The 15,890-nt window shown below is 69.0% G+C and carries 16 protein-coding genes and 1 pseudogene; 7 read left to right on the top strand and 10 right to left on the bottom strand.

What is annotated here, in order from left to right; genetic code table 11:
* Nucleotide 1: 1 nt before the first annotated feature.
* The 6 genes from BN977_RS17625 to dop form a co-directional block, all read right to left on the bottom strand.
* Nucleotides 2-961: a glutamate ABC transporter substrate-binding protein gene (locus BN977_RS17625; protein ID WP_036399863.1), complete on the bottom strand. Its 960-nt coding sequence runs from the start codon at nt 959-961 to the stop codon at nt 2-4.
* Complete coding sequence (locus BN977_RS17620; RefSeq protein ID WP_234709622.1) at nt 958-2,220, bottom strand: GlnX family signal transduction membrane protein; 1,263 nt, start codon at nt 2,218-2,220, stop codon at nt 958-960. The genes BN977_RS17625 and BN977_RS17620 overlap by 4 nt, the downstream gene beginning before the upstream one ends.
* A gap of 93 nt (nt 2,221-2,313) precedes the next feature.
* Nucleotides 2,314-3,030 carry a proteasome subunit alpha gene (prcA, locus tag BN977_RS17615; protein WP_024453530.1) on the bottom strand — a complete coding sequence of 239 codons (717 nt, stop codon included), beginning with the start codon at nt 3,028-3,030 and terminating at the stop codon, nt 2,314-2,316.
* A complete protein-coding gene (gene prcB / locus BN977_RS17610; RefSeq protein ID WP_109790240.1) occupies nt 3,030-3,764 on the bottom strand; it encodes a proteasome subunit beta in 735 nt (244 codons plus the stop codon). The genes prcA and prcB overlap by 1 nt, the downstream gene beginning before the upstream one ends.
* Before the next feature lie 119 nt (nt 3,765-3,883).
* Nucleotides 3,884-4,078 (bottom strand): ubiquitin-like protein Pup, encoded by a 195-nt coding sequence (locus BN977_RS17605; protein WP_024453532.1) that lies wholly within the window; start codon nt 4,076-4,078, stop codon nt 3,884-3,886.
* Nucleotides 4,079-4,152: 74 nt separating this feature from the next.
* Nucleotides 4,153-5,649, bottom strand: coding sequence for a depupylase/deamidase Dop (gene dop, locus BN977_RS17600; RefSeq protein ID WP_036399860.1), 1,497 nt, complete (start codon nt 5,647-5,649; stop codon nt 4,153-4,155).
* A gap of 100 nt (nt 5,650-5,749) precedes the next feature.
* Here dop and BN977_RS17595 point away from each other — a divergent pair, with 100 nt between their 5' ends.
* Together BN977_RS17595 and BN977_RS17590 are read left to right on the top strand one after the other, a co-directional pair.
* Nucleotides 5,750-6,889 (top strand): hypothetical protein, encoded by a 1,140-nt coding sequence (locus BN977_RS17595; protein ID WP_036399857.1) that lies wholly within the window; start codon nt 5,750-5,752, stop codon nt 6,887-6,889.
* A 13-nt stretch (nt 6,890-6,902) separates the two neighbouring features.
* Nucleotides 6,903-7,574, top strand: coding sequence for a response regulator transcription factor (locus tag BN977_RS17590; protein WP_024453534.1), 672 nt, complete (start codon nt 6,903-6,905; stop codon nt 7,572-7,574).
* Here BN977_RS17590 and BN977_RS17585 read toward each other — a convergent pair.
* A complete protein-coding gene (locus BN977_RS17585; protein WP_036400428.1) occupies nt 7,553-8,968 on the bottom strand; it encodes a HAMP domain-containing sensor histidine kinase in 1,416 nt (471 codons plus the stop codon). The genes BN977_RS17590 and BN977_RS17585 overlap by 22 nt on opposite strands.
* 31 nt (nt 8,969-8,999) lie before the next feature.
* Here BN977_RS17585 and BN977_RS33315 point away from each other — a divergent pair, with 31 nt between their 5' ends.
* Nucleotides 9,000-10,301, top strand: coding sequence for a hypothetical protein (locus BN977_RS33315; RefSeq protein WP_234709638.1), 1,302 nt, complete (start codon nt 9,000-9,002; stop codon nt 10,299-10,301).
* On the opposite strand, the pseudogene BN977_RS33640 reads toward BN977_RS33315, so the two are convergent.
* Nucleotides 10,251-11,012: pseudogene (locus tag BN977_RS33640) on the bottom strand (DMT family transporter); the annotation flags it as partial. The gene BN977_RS33315 and the pseudogene BN977_RS33640 sit on opposite strands and share 51 nt — an antisense overlap.
* Before the next feature lie 71 nt (nt 11,013-11,083).
* Here BN977_RS33640 and BN977_RS17570 point away from each other — a divergent pair.
* Nucleotides 11,084-11,989, top strand: a complete 906-nt coding sequence (locus BN977_RS17570) for a LysR family transcriptional regulator (RefSeq protein WP_036399852.1) — start codon at nt 11,084-11,086, stop codon at nt 11,987-11,989.
* On the opposite strand, the gene BN977_RS17565 is transcribed toward BN977_RS17570, so the two are convergent.
* Nucleotides 11,971-12,576, bottom strand: a complete 606-nt coding sequence (locus tag BN977_RS17565) for a hypothetical protein (RefSeq protein WP_036399850.1) — start codon at nt 12,574-12,576, stop codon at nt 11,971-11,973. The genes BN977_RS17570 and BN977_RS17565 overlap by 19 nt on opposite strands.
* 18 nt (nt 12,577-12,594) lie before the next feature.
* Nucleotides 12,595-14,442, bottom strand: a complete 1,848-nt coding sequence (gene arc, locus BN977_RS17560) for a proteasome ATPase (protein ID WP_036399848.1) — start codon at nt 14,440-14,442, stop codon at nt 12,595-12,597.
* 172 nt (nt 14,443-14,614) lie between these two features.
* Here arc and BN977_RS17555 point away from each other — a divergent pair, with 172 nt between their 5' ends.
* The 3 genes from BN977_RS17555 to BN977_RS17545 are packed head-to-tail and all read left to right on the top strand — an operon-like array spanning nt 14,615 to nt 15,890.
* On the top strand, nt 14,615-15,070 hold the full coding sequence (locus BN977_RS17555; RefSeq protein ID WP_036399847.1) for an MTB12 family secreted protein: 456 nt from the start codon (nt 14,615-14,617) through the stop codon (nt 15,068-15,070).
* A gap of 8 nt (nt 15,071-15,078) precedes the next feature.
* Nucleotides 15,079-15,594 (top strand): lipoprotein LppK, encoded by a 516-nt coding sequence (locus tag BN977_RS17550; protein ID WP_036399845.1) that lies wholly within the window; start codon nt 15,079-15,081, stop codon nt 15,592-15,594.
* On the top strand, nt 15,594-15,890 hold the full coding sequence (locus tag BN977_RS17545) for a DUF503 domain-containing protein (protein WP_036399844.1): 297 nt from the start codon (nt 15,594-15,596) through the stop codon (nt 15,888-15,890). The genes BN977_RS17550 and BN977_RS17545 overlap by 1 nt, the downstream gene beginning before the upstream one ends.

The following is a 15,890-nucleotide window of genomic DNA, read 5'->3' as shown; positions in this document are numbered from 1 at the left end:
CTCAATCCTGATATCGCGCGGCAGGCGGACCCGGCGACGGCCCGAGGGGTTGCAGGCTGGCGTCGTACAGGCGTTGCCAGGTGCCGTCGGCCCTGATCTGCTCGAGCACACCGTTGACGAACCGGACCAGATCCTCGTTCTCCTTCTTGATCCCGACACCGTAGGGTTCGATACCCAGACTGCCGCCGACGATCCGGACGTTGGGATCCTGTGCGGCCAGGCCGGCCAGGACCACACCGTCGGTGCCGATGGCGTCGATCTGGCCCTGTTGCAGCATCACCAGGCAGTCGGTCCACGTGGGCGCCCCCACCACGATGGGCCTGGGGTCCAGCCCGTAGAGCTTAGCCAGCGACGTGGTGCCCGATACCGCGCAGGCGCGTTTCCCGGCAAGCGCTGCGGCGGAGTCGATTCCGGAACCCGCGCGCACCAGGATGCGCTGGTCGGCGTTGAAGTACACCGTGGAGAACGCGACATTCTGCTTGCGCGCGCAGTTGATCGAGAAGGTGCGCACCACCACGTCGACCTCGCCGGACCGCAGCACCGCCTCGCGTTGGCCGGCTTCGACCACCCGGAATTCGATGCGGTTCGGATCCCCGAAGATGGCACGGGCGATCTCGCGGGCGATATCGATGTCGAAGCCCTCCAGCGCGCCGGTGGCCGGGTTGCGGAAGCCGAACAGGAACTGACTCTGGTCCACACCGGCGATCAGCCTGCCGCGCGCCGCGATGGCCGCCATCGTCGAACCCGGCGGCATGGCACCCGGCGCGGACTGCCGCCCGGGGCGCAGGCTGGCCTCCTTGTCGCAGTCGTTGCCCGCGACGGCGGGCGCCGCGGTGGCCTCCGTGACGCCGGCGGGGCTGGCGTCGACCGGGGCAACGCTGACCGATACCGGTTCACTGACCGAACCGCATCCCACGGCAAACCCGATGATGGCCAGCGCCAGGATGATTCGCGCTCTCACAGGAACTCCTTGAGGCGGGGCCACAGACCGATCACGACGGCGGCGGCGGCGATCCCGAGCAGCAGCAGGGTCCCGGTCGGGCTCCACGCCAGCCGGTGCCCGGCACTGGCCACCTCACCGCGCAGCGTTGCGCGGGTGGACTCCAACTCGGCCCGCAAACTGGAGTCGACGATGTCGAACTGTGCGGCCGAGGCGTTCGGGTCGGCACCGATGGCCTGGGCCACCGCCCCCCGATAATCGCCGGACCGGTACAGCTCGGTGTGTTTGCGATGGCTCGCGGTCCAGTTCTGGACGCCGTCGACCGTGGCAGGGGGCCCGCCGACGAGCAACCGGTTCAGGTCGGCGATGTGGTGGTCGAAGGTGGTGTTGCTGGCGGCGATGTCGCCGCGGGCGACCAGTTGCAGGGTTTCGCCGGTCCTGGTCTGCAGGGCCAGGATCCGCGCCTTCGCCAGCTGGGTGAACCGTTCGGTGCCCGCCGACCTGCTCTGCCCGATGTCCACCGCGGCCAGCCGGGTGGCCACCACCAACCAGCCGCCGGCGAGCAGCACGGCGACCGCGGCGACCACCAGACCGAGGTTGAACATCCGGTTGGTCCGGCGGTAGACGATCACCGACCCGACCACGATCGCGAGCAGGCCGGCGACCATCAGCGCCAGGCCCAGCCCGGGCAGTGCGCCCACGGCACGCTGGTCGTCCTCGACGGTCGAGGTGTCCCGGCTGTAGACGCGTTCGGCCGCGGGCAGCATCGCGGTCTGCATCAGTGCGGACGCCTCACGCAGATAACCGGAGCCGACGGGAAAACCCTGCCGGTCATTGGCGCGGGCGGCCTCCACCAGACCCGTATAGGTGGACAGCTGCGCGGCGATCTGCGCCATGACGGTTCGGGTCTGCACATCGGTGACACCGGCGGTCGCGTCGGCCAGCGCCGCCGCGGCGTCGGCCAGCGCCTGCTGGTAGCGCTTGCGCATCGGACCGGTGTCGATCTCGTTGGACAGGAAGGCCGATACCGCCGCGGCGTCGGCCGCCGACAACGCCGCGTACAGATTGTGCGCGGCATACGCCAGCGGCTCGGACCGTTCCAGGATTGCGTTGCGCTCGGCGAGGCGGCCGTTGAGTTGCGCCGCCGAGATGATCGCGGCCAGCAGCGCACCGGCCACCACCACCAGCACGACGAGGCTCAGGACGCCCGGGGTGGTGCCGAAGAACCGGCGCAGCCACGGCCACCACGACACCGAGGCTGGGGTACGGGAGGTACTCATCTCGGTGCCGGTTCCCTCCAACAGCGATGGTTGGAGTGATTATCACCTCAACACCGGCCGCCTGCTGGCGATATGGCCGGTGCGGATCGCCGGCTACTCGGTGGTACTTGCCGACGGAAGCAAAGCCTCCAGCGCCGGACCGGTGATCCGGCGGAACGCGCGGCGGGGCCGCTTGGCGTCCAGGATGGCCACCTCGAGGGTGGCCGGCCCGAGAACGCGTTGCTCGGTTCCGTTTCCACCGGCGTGTAACGCGTCGACGGCGATCTTCACGGCGTCGGCCAGCGTGGCGTTCTCGGTGTAGGACTCGTTCAGCGCCGTCGCGATCGGCTCGGTGGTGCCGCCCATGACCACGAAATGCGGTTCGTCGGCGATGGAGCCGTCGTAGGTGATCCGGTACAGCTCGGGCGCCTTGCTCTCGCCGTAGTGCGCGACCTCGGCGACGCACAGTTCCACCTCGAACGGCTTGGCCTGTTCGGTGAAGATGGTGCCGAGCGCCTGCGCGTACACGTTGGCCAGCTGCCGTCCGGTCACATCGCGCCGGTCGTAGGCGTATCCCCGGGTGTCGGCGTACTGGATACCGGCCACGCGCAGCTTGTCGAACTCGTTGAAGCGGCCCACCGCGGCGAAGCCGACCCGGTCGTAGAGCTCACTGACCTTCTGCAGCGAGCGCGACGGGTTCTCGGCGACGAACAGCACGCCGCCGTCGTAGGCCAGCACCACCACGCTGCGGCCCCGCGAAATACCCTTGCGGGCAAGCTCGGAACGCTCACGCATCGCCTGTTCGGGCGAGATGAAATACGGGAAGCTCATCAGGCGTTGCCTCCGGCCCGGGTCCGGCCGGCGATGACCTCACGGGCCAGCTCGGCGATCCGATCCTCGGTGACCTCGACGGCGCCGTCGGCACCGATCAGCACCGCGGTCGGGTAGATACCGCGCACCAGATCCGGTCCGCCGGTGGCCGAATCGTCGTCGGCGGCGTCGTAGAGCGCCTCGATGGCCACCTTCAACGCCGAATCCCCGTCGGTCACTTGTGAATACAACTTCTTGATGGAGGACTTGGCGAACAGCGATCCGGAACCGACGGACTGATACCCCTCCTCCTCGAGGTTCCAGCCGCCCGCCGCGTCGAAGGACACGATGCGGCCCGCGTTCGCCGGATCCGGATCGTCGACGTCGAAACCGACCAGCAGCGGCAGCGCGACGAAACCCTGAAGGGCCGCACCGAGATTGCCGCGCACCATGATGGCCAGCCGGTTCACCTTGCCGCGGAACGTCAGCGGCACGCCTTCGACCTTCTCGTAGTGCTCGAGCTCCACGGCGTACAACCGGGCGAACTCCACCGCGATGGCGGCCGTGCCGGCGATACCGGTGGCGGTGTAATCGTCGGCGATGTGCACCTTCTCGACATCGCGGCTGGCGATCATGTTGCCCTGGGTGGCCCGCCGGTCGCCGGCGATGAGCACCCCGCCGGGAAACTTCAGCGCCACAATGGTGGTGCCGTGCGGCAGGTCGGCCGAGCCGTTACCGCTCACACCCGCGGCCATCGGCAGCAGGTGCGGCGCCTGCCGGCCCAGGAACTCGCTGAACGACGACAGGTTGAGGTAGGGGGAAGAGATGTCCAGACGGTCTGCGAAGGGTGCAAGGGGTTTGTCGAACCGGCCCGTCACTGGCCGCCCTTTTGGACGTAGGCGCGCACGAAGTCCTCGGCATTCTCTTCCAGCACGTCGTCGATCTCGTCGAGCAGGTCGTCGGTCTCTTCGGTCAGCTTCTCGCGACGCTCTTGGCCGGCAGCCGTCGTACCGGTGAGATCGTCGTCCTCACCGCTACCACCGCCACGCTTGGTCTGTTCCTGAGCCATCGCCGCCTCCTGATTGCTCGATCGGTTCTTTCACCCTACCGGTCAACGCGCTTCCTGCCCGGCATAGCAAGTACTTACGTGGTGAGCTGTTCCACCAATTCGGCCGCACTGTCCACCGAATCGAGCAACGCACCCACATGCGCCTTGCTGCCCCGCAGCGGTTCCAGGGTGGGAATCCGGACGAGCGAATCCCCGCCCAGGTCGAAGATCACCGAGTCCCAGCTGGCCGCGGCGATGTCGGCGCCGAACCGGCGCAGGCACTCGCCACGGAAGTAGGCCCGGGTGTCGGTCGGCGGATTGTCCACGGCGTCGAGCACTTGCTGCTCGGTGACCAGGCGTTTCATCGATCCGCGGGCCACCAACCGGTTGTACAGGCCCTTGTCGAGGCGCACATCGGAGTACTGCAGGTCGACCAGGTGCAGCCGGGGCGCGGACCAGGCCAGGTTCTCCCGATGGCGGAAACCCTCGAGGAGCCGCAGCTTGGCCGGCCAGTCCAGGATCTCCGCGCATTCCATCGGGTCGCGCTCCAGCAGGTCCAGCACCTCGGCCCAGGTCTGGACCACGTGCTGGGCACGCGGATCCGGATCGCGGTGTTCCAGCAGTTTGGCCACCCGGTCCAGGTAGATGCGTTGCAGGGCAAGACCGGTCAGTTCGCGGCCGTCGGCCAGCGCGACGGTGGCGCGCAGCGAGGGGTCCCGGCTGATCACGTGCACGGCGTGCACCGGGCGGGCCAGCGCCAGATCCGAGAGGTCGGCGCCGGACTCGATCAGGTCGAGCACCAGCGAGGTGGTGCCCACCTTGAGGTAGGTCGACGTCTCGGCGAGGTTGGCGTCACCGATGATGACGTGCAGCCGGCGGTACTTGTCGGCGTCGGCGTGCGGCTCGTCGCGGGTGTTGATGATGCCGCGCTTGAGGGTGGTCTCCAGCCCGACCTCGACCTCGATGTAGTCGGCACGCTGGGACAGCTGGAATCCCGGTTCGTCACCGGAAGGGCCGATCCCGACCCGTCCCGACCCGGTGATCACCTGGCGGGAGACGAAAAACGGTGTCAGTCCGGCGATCACCGCGGAGAACGGCGTGTGCCGGCTCATCAGGTAGTTCTCGTGCGAACCGTAGGACGCGCCCTTGCCGTCCACGTTGTTCTTGTACAGCTGCAGCTTGACCGCCCCGGGCACGCTGGCGACGTGCCGGGCCGCGGCCTCCATCACCCGTTCACCGGCCTTGTCCCAGATCACCGCGTCCAGCGGGTCGGTGCACTCGGGGGCCGAATACTCGGGGTGGGCGTGGTCGACGTAGAGCCGGGCACCGTTGGTGAGGATCATGTTGGCCGCGCCGACCTCGTCGGCGTCGACGATCGGCGGCGGACCCGAGGAACGGGACAGGTCGAACCCGCGGGCATCCCGTAACGGGGATTCGACCTCGTAATCCCACCGGGTGCGCTTGGCCCGCTGCAGACCGGCCGCGGCGGCGTAGGCCAGCACCGCCTGGGTGGAGGTGAGAATCGGATTTGCGGTGGGGTCCGACGGCGACGAGATGCCGTATTCCACCTCGGTTCCGATAATCCGTTGCATAAGTTGCAACCCTAGCGACGGGCGCCCGGCCGATGTCAGGTAGGGCCCGACGAGCGCCGGATTACTCGCTCGGCTTGCCCGCCCGGATTACGGAGGCGAATTGGACCTGGTCGAGGCGCACGCCTGGTTTCTCCGGCGCGGGCTGCCCACGGTGCTGCGCCCGGGCGTGTTGGCGCGGCATCTCTGGCAGCGCAGCGCACCGGCGCTGGCGGTGCTGGCGGTGTTCATGGCCAACTCGGTGGCCGTCGTGGCCATCACCGGTAAACACACCATCGACATCGACGGCTCGCCGACCCGCAACGAGTGGTTCATCCTCGTGCTGCTGGTCCTGGTGCTGCCGGTGGCGGCGGCGGTCGGCTGGGCGGTGTCGCGGATCGGCAGCCTGCGCGGGCGCGCGGCCGCGGCCGCGGCCGCGGTGCTGGTGTGCGTGCTCGGCGCCGTCTTCGGCGGACCGTCGGCGTACGTGCTGGCCGACGTGCTGTTGGTCGCCGGGCTGATCGCGGCCACCGTCGCGCTGACCGCATGCGGAATCGGGTCGATCCTCGGGCTCGCGCTGCGCTCGATGCTGCACAACCTGTCGCTCGTCGGGGGCCTGCTGGCGCGGGCGCTACCGGTGATCCTGTTGACGGTCCTGGTGTTCTTCAACACCTACGTGTGGCTGATGGCGGCCTATGTCCCGCGGTCGCGGTTGTGGTTGGCCCTGCTGTTCCTGGGCGGGATCGCGGTCGCCTTCGTCACGTCGGCGACCGTGGACCGGGTGCGCCCCACCCTCATGTCGGCGACGCGGCCACCGAAGGTGGACGGCGCACTGCTGGGCACCCCGTTCCACGGCCTGCCCGCGCCGGCGCAGCGGACGCGGCTGTCCCGGCTGGAGCGGATCAACGTGGTGTTCGTGCTGGTGCTGTCCCAGGTGCTGCAGGTGCTGGCGGTCGCGGTGGTGACCACGCTGATCTTCGGGGTGCTCGGGCTGATCCTGCTGACCCCGCGGCTGCTGGCCGAGTGGACCCGCAACGGGGCCAGCGACGGGATGATCCTCGGGATGACGCTGCCCATCCCGCAGGCGCTCATCCAGACCGCGATGTTCCTCGGCGCGATGACGTTCATGTACATCAGTGCCCGGGCAGCTGGCGATTCCGACTACCGGACCCGGTTCCTCGATCCGCTGATCGAGGACCTCACGCTCACCCTCGACGCCCGCGACCGGTACCGGCTGTACACCCGGCCCGGCGCCGGACGGTAGACATGAAAGTGTCATGAAACTTCTGATCGTCGAGGACGAATCGCGGCTCCGGTCGACCCTGGCCGTCGGGCTGCGCGCCGAAGGCTTCGAGGTGACCGAGGCGGGCGACGGCGTCGAGGGCCTGCGCCAGGCCACCGAGAACCAGTTCGACGTCATCGTGTTGGACATCATGGTGCCCGGGCTCAGCGGGTACGAGGTGTTGCGCCGGATGCGTGCGCGTGAGGTGTGGACGCCGGTGCTGATGCTGACGGCCAAGGACGGCGACTACGACCAGGCCGACGCGTTCGAGCTGGGCGCCGACGACTATCTCACCAAACCGTTCTCGTTCATCGTGCTGGTGGCGCGGCTGCGCGCCCTGGTGCGGCGCAGCACCGCGCAACGGCCGGCCGTGATCACCGCGGGCACCCTCACCTTGGACCCGATCCACCGGGTGGTGTCCCGCGCGGACACCCTCATCACGCTGACCCCGCGCGAGTACGGCGTGCTGGAGTACCTGATGCGCAACAAGGACACCGCCGTCACCAAAGCCGAACTGCTGCAGAATGTCTGGGATACCCATTACGACGGTCCGGACAATGTCGTCGAGGTGTACGTCGGCTACCTCCGGCGCAAGATCGACGCACCGTTCGGTACCAACACCATCGAAACCGTTCGCGGCGTGGGTTACCGGCTGACCACCGCCTGATCGCGTTCGGCGGCGTCGACGGGCAGGGTGACCACCACCTGCGCCCCGCCGCCGGGCCGGTCCGTCAGCCATACCCGGCCGTGGTGGGCGGCAACGATTTCCGCGACGATGGCCAACCCGAGGCCGGTGCCGCCCGCACTCCGGGACCGGTCGCCGTCCAGCCGCACGAACCGGTCGAAGACCCGACGCCGATCCGCCACCGGCACCCCTGGACCGTCGTCGCCGACGGTGAGTACCGCGTGCCCGTCGTCGGTGCCGACGGTGATCTCGATGAGCGACACCGCATGGCGGGCCGCGTTGTCGAGCAGATTGCGCAGCACCCTGGTCAGCGCCGCGGCATCACCGGTCACCCGGGTGGGTTCCGCCTCACAGCGCACCTCCAGGGTGGTGGTGTGCCGCAGGGCCTCGGCCGCCCCGGTGGCCAGGTCGTCGAGGTCGACGTCGGCCGAGCGTGTGGTCAGTCCCCGCTCGTCGGCCCGGGCCAGCAGCAGCAGGTCGTCGATCAGCGACGCCATCCGATGGGCCTCCGGTAGCAGGGTGTGCTCGGCCAGGTCGGCGTTGAGCAGGTCGGGGTGCGCCTGGGCGACCTCCAGCGCGGAGATGATGGTGGCCAGCGGGCTGCGCAGTTCGTGGGACGCGTCGCCGACGAAGCGCTGCTGGGCGGCGTGACCGGCCTCGACGCGGGCCAGCATCTCGTTCATCGTCACCGCGAGCGCGGCGATCTCGTCACGGCTGTCGGGCACCGGGACCCGGCCGGTGAGATCGGAGGTGGTGATGGCGTCCACGTGGGCACGGATCTCGTCGACCGATCGCAGCGATCGGCGGACCAGGAGGTAGGTGGCCGCCGCCGACACGGCGATCACCACCGGTGCGGCGATGGCCAGGGCCACCACCACCGTGCTCACGGTCGCCGTCACCACCCGGCTGCCCTCGCCCACCAGCACCGTGTAGGTGTGGCCGGCCGGGTCCTCCACGGACTGGGCGCTGAACCGGATGTGGCCGTATTGCGCGGCGGCGTCGGGCAGCCCGATCCGGGTGCCGGTACCGAGCTCGCCGACCGGGATCAGCGGTGTGTCGGGTGCGGACGCCGAGCGCAACACCACCCGGCCGCCGCCCGATCCGTCGTGGACGATGACCTGCACGGCCACGATGCGTTCGTCGGTGGCCAGCAACTCGTCGTCCAACGCCGCCGGCCCGGAGCGGGCGATACCCGCGGCCACCTCGGTGACCCGGGCCGCGGCGGCGTTGTCGACACCGCTGAGCATCGAGCGGTACAGCACCGCCGAGAGCACCATCCCGGCGATGCCGAGCGCGACGAACACCACGCTGGCCGCCACGAAGGCGGACCGGGCCGAGATTCCCCAGTTCGCGGGTCGCAGCAGTTCTCGTCGCATCTCCCCCAGATTGCACCAGATCGCCGACAATATGGCGGTGTCCCGGGTGGTGGCTGCCGACGTATCGGCCGTGCATGAGTGGTTCCTGCGTCGTGGCCTGCCACTGGTGCTGACCCGGCGGGTGCGCTCCCGGGCGTTGGTGGAACGGTCCGCCCCGATGATCTCGGCCGTCGGGGCGCTGACGGCGGTGACCATGCTGCTCGCCGAGGTCACCGATGAGCGGCCCGATTACGGGTATGCGGTGCGGCTCGGGGTGATCGCGGCGGTCCTGCTCGCGGCGCCGTTCGCACTGACCGTGCTGCACCGGCTGGACAGCCGGCTCGGCGAGACCGGCCGCCGTTCCGGCGCCTGGGTGGTGATGGCGATCTTCGTGGTCGTGATGCCGGTGACGGTGAGCGGATGGACGGCTGCGGCGGCCGCCGAAGCTCCGGTGTTCGTGCTGATTTCGCTGCTGGCGATCTGGCTGACGTATCTGGGCTTCGGGTCGATCGCGGCGTGGGCCTTCCGCTTCGCCTGGGTGCAGCTGGGCGCGCTGGGCACCCTGATGAGCCGGGCGCTGCCGCTGCTGATGTTGACCGTGGTCGTGTACTTCACCGGTGAGCTGTGGCAGCTGGCGGCCCGGATGACGCGTCAACGACTATGGCAGACAATCGGTTTCCTGGCCCTGGTGGCGCTGGTGTTCGTGGTCGCCACCATCCGCGACGAGGTGCAGGCGCTGCGCGACGGCCGCGCCGAACAAACGGATCCGGCGCGGTTGCTGGCCGGCACCCCGTTGCAGCCGGCACCGGGCCGGCAACCCGCCCGGACGCAGCTCTCGCGCGCCGAGAATGTCAACGTGGTGGCGATCATGGTGGTGTCACAGGCGATTCAGGTGGTCCTGTTCACCACCGGGCTGTTCGCGTTCTTCCTGGCGCTGGGCGTCATCGCGATCCCCGACGACGTCACGGTGTTGTGGTCGGCGGAGAGCCAGTGTTCCGTCGCCGGGGGCGAGCCGCCTTGTGCCGGAACGTGGTTCGGGGTGCACATCCCGATACCGCAGACCGTGGTGCACACCTCGCTGTTCGTCGCGGTGCTGTCCGGCCTCTACTTCACCGTCAGCACCAGCGTCGACCCGCTGTACCGGCAACGCTTTTTCGACCCGCTGATCGCCGATGTCGCGGTCAGCCTCGCCGGCCGGGACGCCTACCTCGAGCTGGAAGCGGGTGAGAAGCACACGACCCCAGCAGGTTCCGGCCAGCAGCAGGGCGGCGCCGGCCACCCCGACGGCGGTCAGCCGGTCGCCGGCCAATCCGAGCCCGACGAGCACGGCCCACAACGGCTCGGTGCCCAGTAGCAGGCTCACCCGTGCCGGCGAGGTCCGCCGCAACGCCCACATCTGCACCCCGAACGCGAAGACGGTACAGGCCAGTGCCAGATACAGCGTGAGTGCCCAGTCGGCTCCCGACATCCGCGCGGCCGATCCCCACTGTCCACCGATGCCCGCCGCCACTGTCCCGAGTACGGCGACGGTCGCCAACTGCACCAGGGTCGTCGCCGCCGGATCGGTCGGCCGCCGCACCGAGGTCCGGTCGATGACCGTGACGTGCACCGCCCGCAGCACGGCGGCCACCGCCACCAGCACATCACCGGCACCGGGGGCGGCGAAGCCACCCGACTGGGTCAGCAGGACACAGCCCAGGACCGCCGTGCCTGCCGCCGGATAGAAGGCCGGCGGGATGGCGTCGCGTTGCAGCATCGGGGTGATGACGATGGCCAGGGCGATGATCAGACCGGCGTTCGACGCCGATGTCATGGTGACGCCGTAGGTTTCGCACACCAGGACGGCGGCCAGGATGGCGCCGAAGAGCATACCGGACCATATTTCGGCGCGGCCGATCCGGCGCAGCCGCGTGCCCATCAGCAGGGCCAGTGCCAGGGTGGCGATGCCGAAACGCATCGCCAGGAAGCCGAACACAGAGTCCGCGGTGACGATTTCCTTGGCCGCGAGGTAGCTGGAACCCCATGCCACGGCCACGGCGAGCAGGGCGGAGTCGACGAGGCGCATGGGTCCAGCCTGGTCAACCCCCATGATTCAGTCAATCTAATGATTCTAATCAATCGATGTAGCCTTACTACATGGATGTTCACCGGTTGCGGATGCTGCGCGAACTCGCCGATCACGGCACGGTGGCCGCCGTCGCGGACGTGCTGTCGATGACACCGTCGGCGGTGAGCCAACAGCTCAAGGTCCTGACGCGGGAAGCGGGCGTACCCCTGCTCGAACCGGTGGGACGCCGGCTGCGGCTCACCGACGCCGGACGCGTGCTGGTCGACCACGCCGACGCCGTGCTGGGCGCCCTGGACCGGGCCGCCGCCGAGATGGCGGCCTACCGCAGCACCGAACGAGGGCAGGTCAGCGTCTCCTTCTTCCCCTCCGGTGCGGCAATGCTGTTGGCGCCGTTGATCATCCGCGCACGCGCCCGCGGCGTCGACGTCATCGGCCGCGATATCGACGTGCCCGCGTCCCAGGCGGCGCAGCAACTGACCGAGTTCGATATCGTCGTGGTCCACCGCGACGACCGCGACACGGCGGATTGGGGTCCACGGTTCACCGCGACGCACCTGCTGCGCGAACCGCTCGATGTGGTGATGTCCGCCGGCCATCGACTGGCCGGCCGAGATCGGGTGCGGCTGGCGGAACTGGCCGACGATCGGTGGATCGGGGTCCAGGGTGGCCTGATGGTCGACGACGTGCTCAACTCGCTGGCCCTGCTGACCGGCGTACAGCCGCGGATCACGCAGCGGGTCAACGACTTCCGCGTCGCCGAGGAACTGGTGCACGCCGGCCTGGGCATCGCGCTGATGCCGCGGTTCGTGCTGCTGAACCGCTCGCTGGTGCGGTTGCCGATCAGCGACATCACCGTGGCCCGCCGTGTCGAGGCGGTCACCCGCGCCGGGGCCGTGGCGCGGCCGGCCGTCGGCGCGGTGCTGGACGAACTGGGCACCATCGCCGCCGGGATCGCTCAGCCGATCAGCGAGTAGGTGTTCGCCAGATCGTCCTGGGTGACGGTCGCGTCGCGCTGCCGGGTGTCGACGACGATCGCCTGCTCCGGAATGTGGGACCGGTACCGCCACCCGGGCGGCAGGGACAACCGCTCGGCCAGGCCGGGCAGGTCGGCCAGGCCCAGATGCTTGTCGACCGTTTGGCTGTAGGTCTGCATGATCCAGCGCCGACCGTCCGGGTCGACGAGTTCGTACACTCGCCGTCCGGCGTCGAAGACGAACACCGCTTGCCGGTCGACCGTGTTGACACCGTAAGGCGCCGGGTTCATCGAGGACAGCTTTACCGTGGCCTGCCTGAGCATCTCCAGACCGCCGAAGGTCTCGTGCGGCAGCGGCGCACCGGAGGCCTTCTCGATGCCGCTCATCAACCAGTACCGGGGCCCGTTCAGCAGCGCCGCGACAGCACCGTTGCGCTCGGCGATGTCCGCGGCGTCCAGCCGGTCCCACAACTCGGCCGGACAGTCGCTGAGCGGAAACGTGTTGTACACCGTCGCTTCCGGGCCCGACTCGGTGTTCCTGACCAGCAGGACCTCTCCGTAGCGCTTACCGAATACGTCGTCGGACACGAGTTACCGGGCCTTGGGTCAGAGGTACTGACCCAGGTTCGACTCGGTGTCGATCGCCCGGCTGGCACTCGACGACTTGCCGGTGACCAGCGTGCGGATGTAGACGATCCGCTCGCCCTTCTTGCCCGAGATCCTGGCCCAGTCGTCCGGGTTGGTGGTGTTGGGCAGGTCCTCGTTCTCGGCGAACTCGTCGACGATGGAGTCCAGCAGGTGCTGGATGCGCAGGCCCTTCTGCCCGGTCTCCAGCACCGACTTGATCGCGTACTTCTTGGCCCGGTCCACGACGTTCTGGATCATGGCGCCGGAGTTGAAGTCCTTGAAGTACATGACTTCCTTGTCACCGTTGGCGTAGGTGACCTCCAGGAACCGGTTGTCGTCGATCTCGGCGTACATCCGGTCGACGACCTTCTCGATCATCGTCTTGATGGTCAGCGCCCGGTCGCCGCCGAACTCGGCGAGATCGTCGGCATGGACCGGCAGGTCCTCGGTGAGGTACTTGCTGAAGATGTCCTGCGCCGCTTCGGCATCCGGCCGCTCGATCTTGATCTTGACGTCCAGGCGGCCGGGCCGCAGGATCGCGGGGTCGATCATGTCCTCGCGGTTGGACGCGCCGATCACGATGACGTTCTCCAGGCCCTCGACGCCGTCGATCTCCGACAGCAGCTGCGGCACCACGGTGGTCTCCACGTCGGAGCTCACGCCCGTGCCACGGGTGCGGAAGATCGAGTCCATCTCGTCGAAGAACACGATGACTGGCGTGCCCTCCGACGCCTTCTCCCGCGCCCGCTGGAAGATCAGCCGGATGTGCCGCTCGGTCTCGCCGACGAACTTGTTCAGCAGCTCCGGGCCCTTGATGTTCAGGAAGTAGCTCTTCGCCTCCCGGGACTCCTCGCCCCGCAGTTCGGCCATCTTCTTGGCCAGCGAGTTCGCCACCGCCTTGGCGATCAGCGTCTTACCGCATCCGGGCGGGCCGTACAGCAACACGCCCTTGGGCGGACGCAGCGCGTACTCCCGGTACAGATCCTTGTGCAGGAACGGCAGTTCCACCGCGTCGCGGATCTGCTCGATCTGGCGGGTCAGGCCACCGATATCGCCGTAGCTGACGTCGGGCACCTCTTCCAGCACCAGGTCCTCGACCTCGGCCTTGGGAATGCGCTCGAAGGCATAGCCGGCCTTGGTGTCCACCAGCAGCGAGTCGCCGGGACGCAGCTTGCGGGGCTGGTCGTCCAGGCCGTTGAGCTCGTCGGCCTCGGCGATGTCGACACCCTCGGGCAGGAACTCGGCGGCCACCAACGGTTCGGCCAGCCACACGATGCGCTCCTCGTCGGCATGCCCGACCACCAGCGCCCGATGTCCGTCGGACAGGATCTCGCGCAGCGTGCTGATCTCACCGACGGCCTCGAACGTGCCGGCTTCGACCACCGTGAGGGCCTCGTTGAGGCGCACGGTCTGACCCTGCTTCAGCGTGCTGGTGTCGATGTTGGGCGAGCAGGTGAGCCGCATCTTGCGCCCGGAGGTGAAGACGTCGACGGTGTCGTCGTCATGGGTGGCCAGCAGCACGCCGTAGCCACTGGGCGGCTGGCCCAGCCGGTCGACCTCCTCGCGCAGGGCCAGCAGCTGCTGCCTGGCCTCCTTGAGGGTGTCCATCAGCTTGGCGTTGCGGGACGCCAGGGAGTCGATGCGTGCCTCGAGCTGATGGACATCGCGGGCGGTCCGCAATCCGCTGGATGCTCCCACGGCGTTCTCGAGCTGCTCGCGCAGCGCCGCGGTCTCCTGGCGCAGCCGCTCCAGTTCGGCAGCGTCCTCGCCCGAAAGTGGTGTGCTCAGATCGTCACGAGAATTCTCTGAACGCTCTGACTCGCTCATGTTGCGCTCCCTCCCGCACCGAATGTTGGCGCAGTAACAACTTCAACGCTACCGGCGATTCAGCCTTTGTGTGCGGTCTAGGAATTCGACACACCAGCAACGCTTGTTAACCTCTTGATGAGCTGGCCCAATTGAAAGGACCACTGTGATCCAGAAATCCCTCATTACCGGTATGGCCGCCGCCGCGGTGGTGGCCGCCGCCGCGACGGGGACTGTGACATCGGTTGCATCGGGCGGCGCGCCCGCCATCACCCCGGCGGCGTGGGGCGCCCCGCTGCCGCAGACGCCGGCCCCGCAGCTGGAGGCGCCGTTGGTGCAGACGCTCAACGGCCTGGCCGGCCCCGGATCCTTCTCCGGCAAAGCCGCCTACATCCAGGGCGGCCTCGGCCGCATCGAGACCATCGCCGCAGATCGCGCGTACCGCAACGCCGCTGCCAAGGGCCAGTTCCCGCTCACCTTCGCGCTGTCGGCCATCGACGAGGGTGAGGGCTTCGCCACCGCCGATGTGACGGCCACCGCCGCGACCGGCGCGTCGGCCACGCAGACTGTGACCTTCGTCGCAGGCCCGAGCCCCACCGGCTGGCAGATCTCGAAGGACTCTGCGCTGGCGCTGCTGTCGGCGGTCTGATCCGGCCGGTGTACCGCCATCCGGCAGCAGTCCGCGGCGCCGCCATCGCGATGGCGGCGCTCGGACTGTCCGGGTGCAGCCCCGAACCCGTGCCCCCGGCGCCCACCGCCACCATCAGTTCGGTGGCCGCCCCGCCCGGTCAGGCCCAGTTGCCCGCACCCGAGGCGCTCACCGATGTGCTGGCGCGGCTCGCGGATGTGTCGGTTCCCGCTGAGCAGAAGGTGACACTGGTGCAGTACGCCACGCCCGATGAGGCCGCGGGGCTGGACCGGTTCGCTCACGCGCTGGCCGACAACCGGCTGCCCCCGCTCGATATCCGCGCCTCCGACCTGGCCTGGGCGCCCGGCCAACCGGGCGACGTGGTCGCCACCATCAGCATCATGTCGGCCGCCCCCGACTCGAAACCGTTCGTCTATCCCATGCAGTTCACGCCCGCCGGCAGCGGCTGGCAGCTCACCAGGGCCACCGCCGATCAGCTGCTGGACATCGGTCAGGACACTTCCGCGCCGCCCCCGCCACGCTGATGTGGATCGGCTGGCTGGAATTCGACCTGCTGCTCGGCGACGTGCACTCGCTCAAGGCGAAGCGTTCGGTGATCCGGCCGGTCATCGCCGAGCTGCGGCGCCGGTTCGCGGTGTCGGCGGCCGAAACCGGAAACCAGGATCTGCACCGTCGCGCCGGGATCGGCCTGGCCGTCGTCGCCGCGGATCGCGCCCACACCGTCGAGGTGCTCGACGCCGCGGAGCGCCTCGTCGCCGCGCACCCCGAGTTCCAGCTCCTCGCGGTGCGCCGCGGGTGCCGGCGCAGCACCGACGACTAG

This window comes from Mycolicibacterium cosmeticum (assembly GCF_000613185.1).
GTDB classification, from domain to species: Bacteria; Actinomycetota; Actinomycetes; order Mycobacteriales; family Mycobacteriaceae; genus Mycobacterium; species Mycobacterium cosmeticum.
The sequence above is the reverse complement of the archived record's forward strand: the minus strand, read 5'-3'. Positions and strand labels throughout refer to the sequence as shown.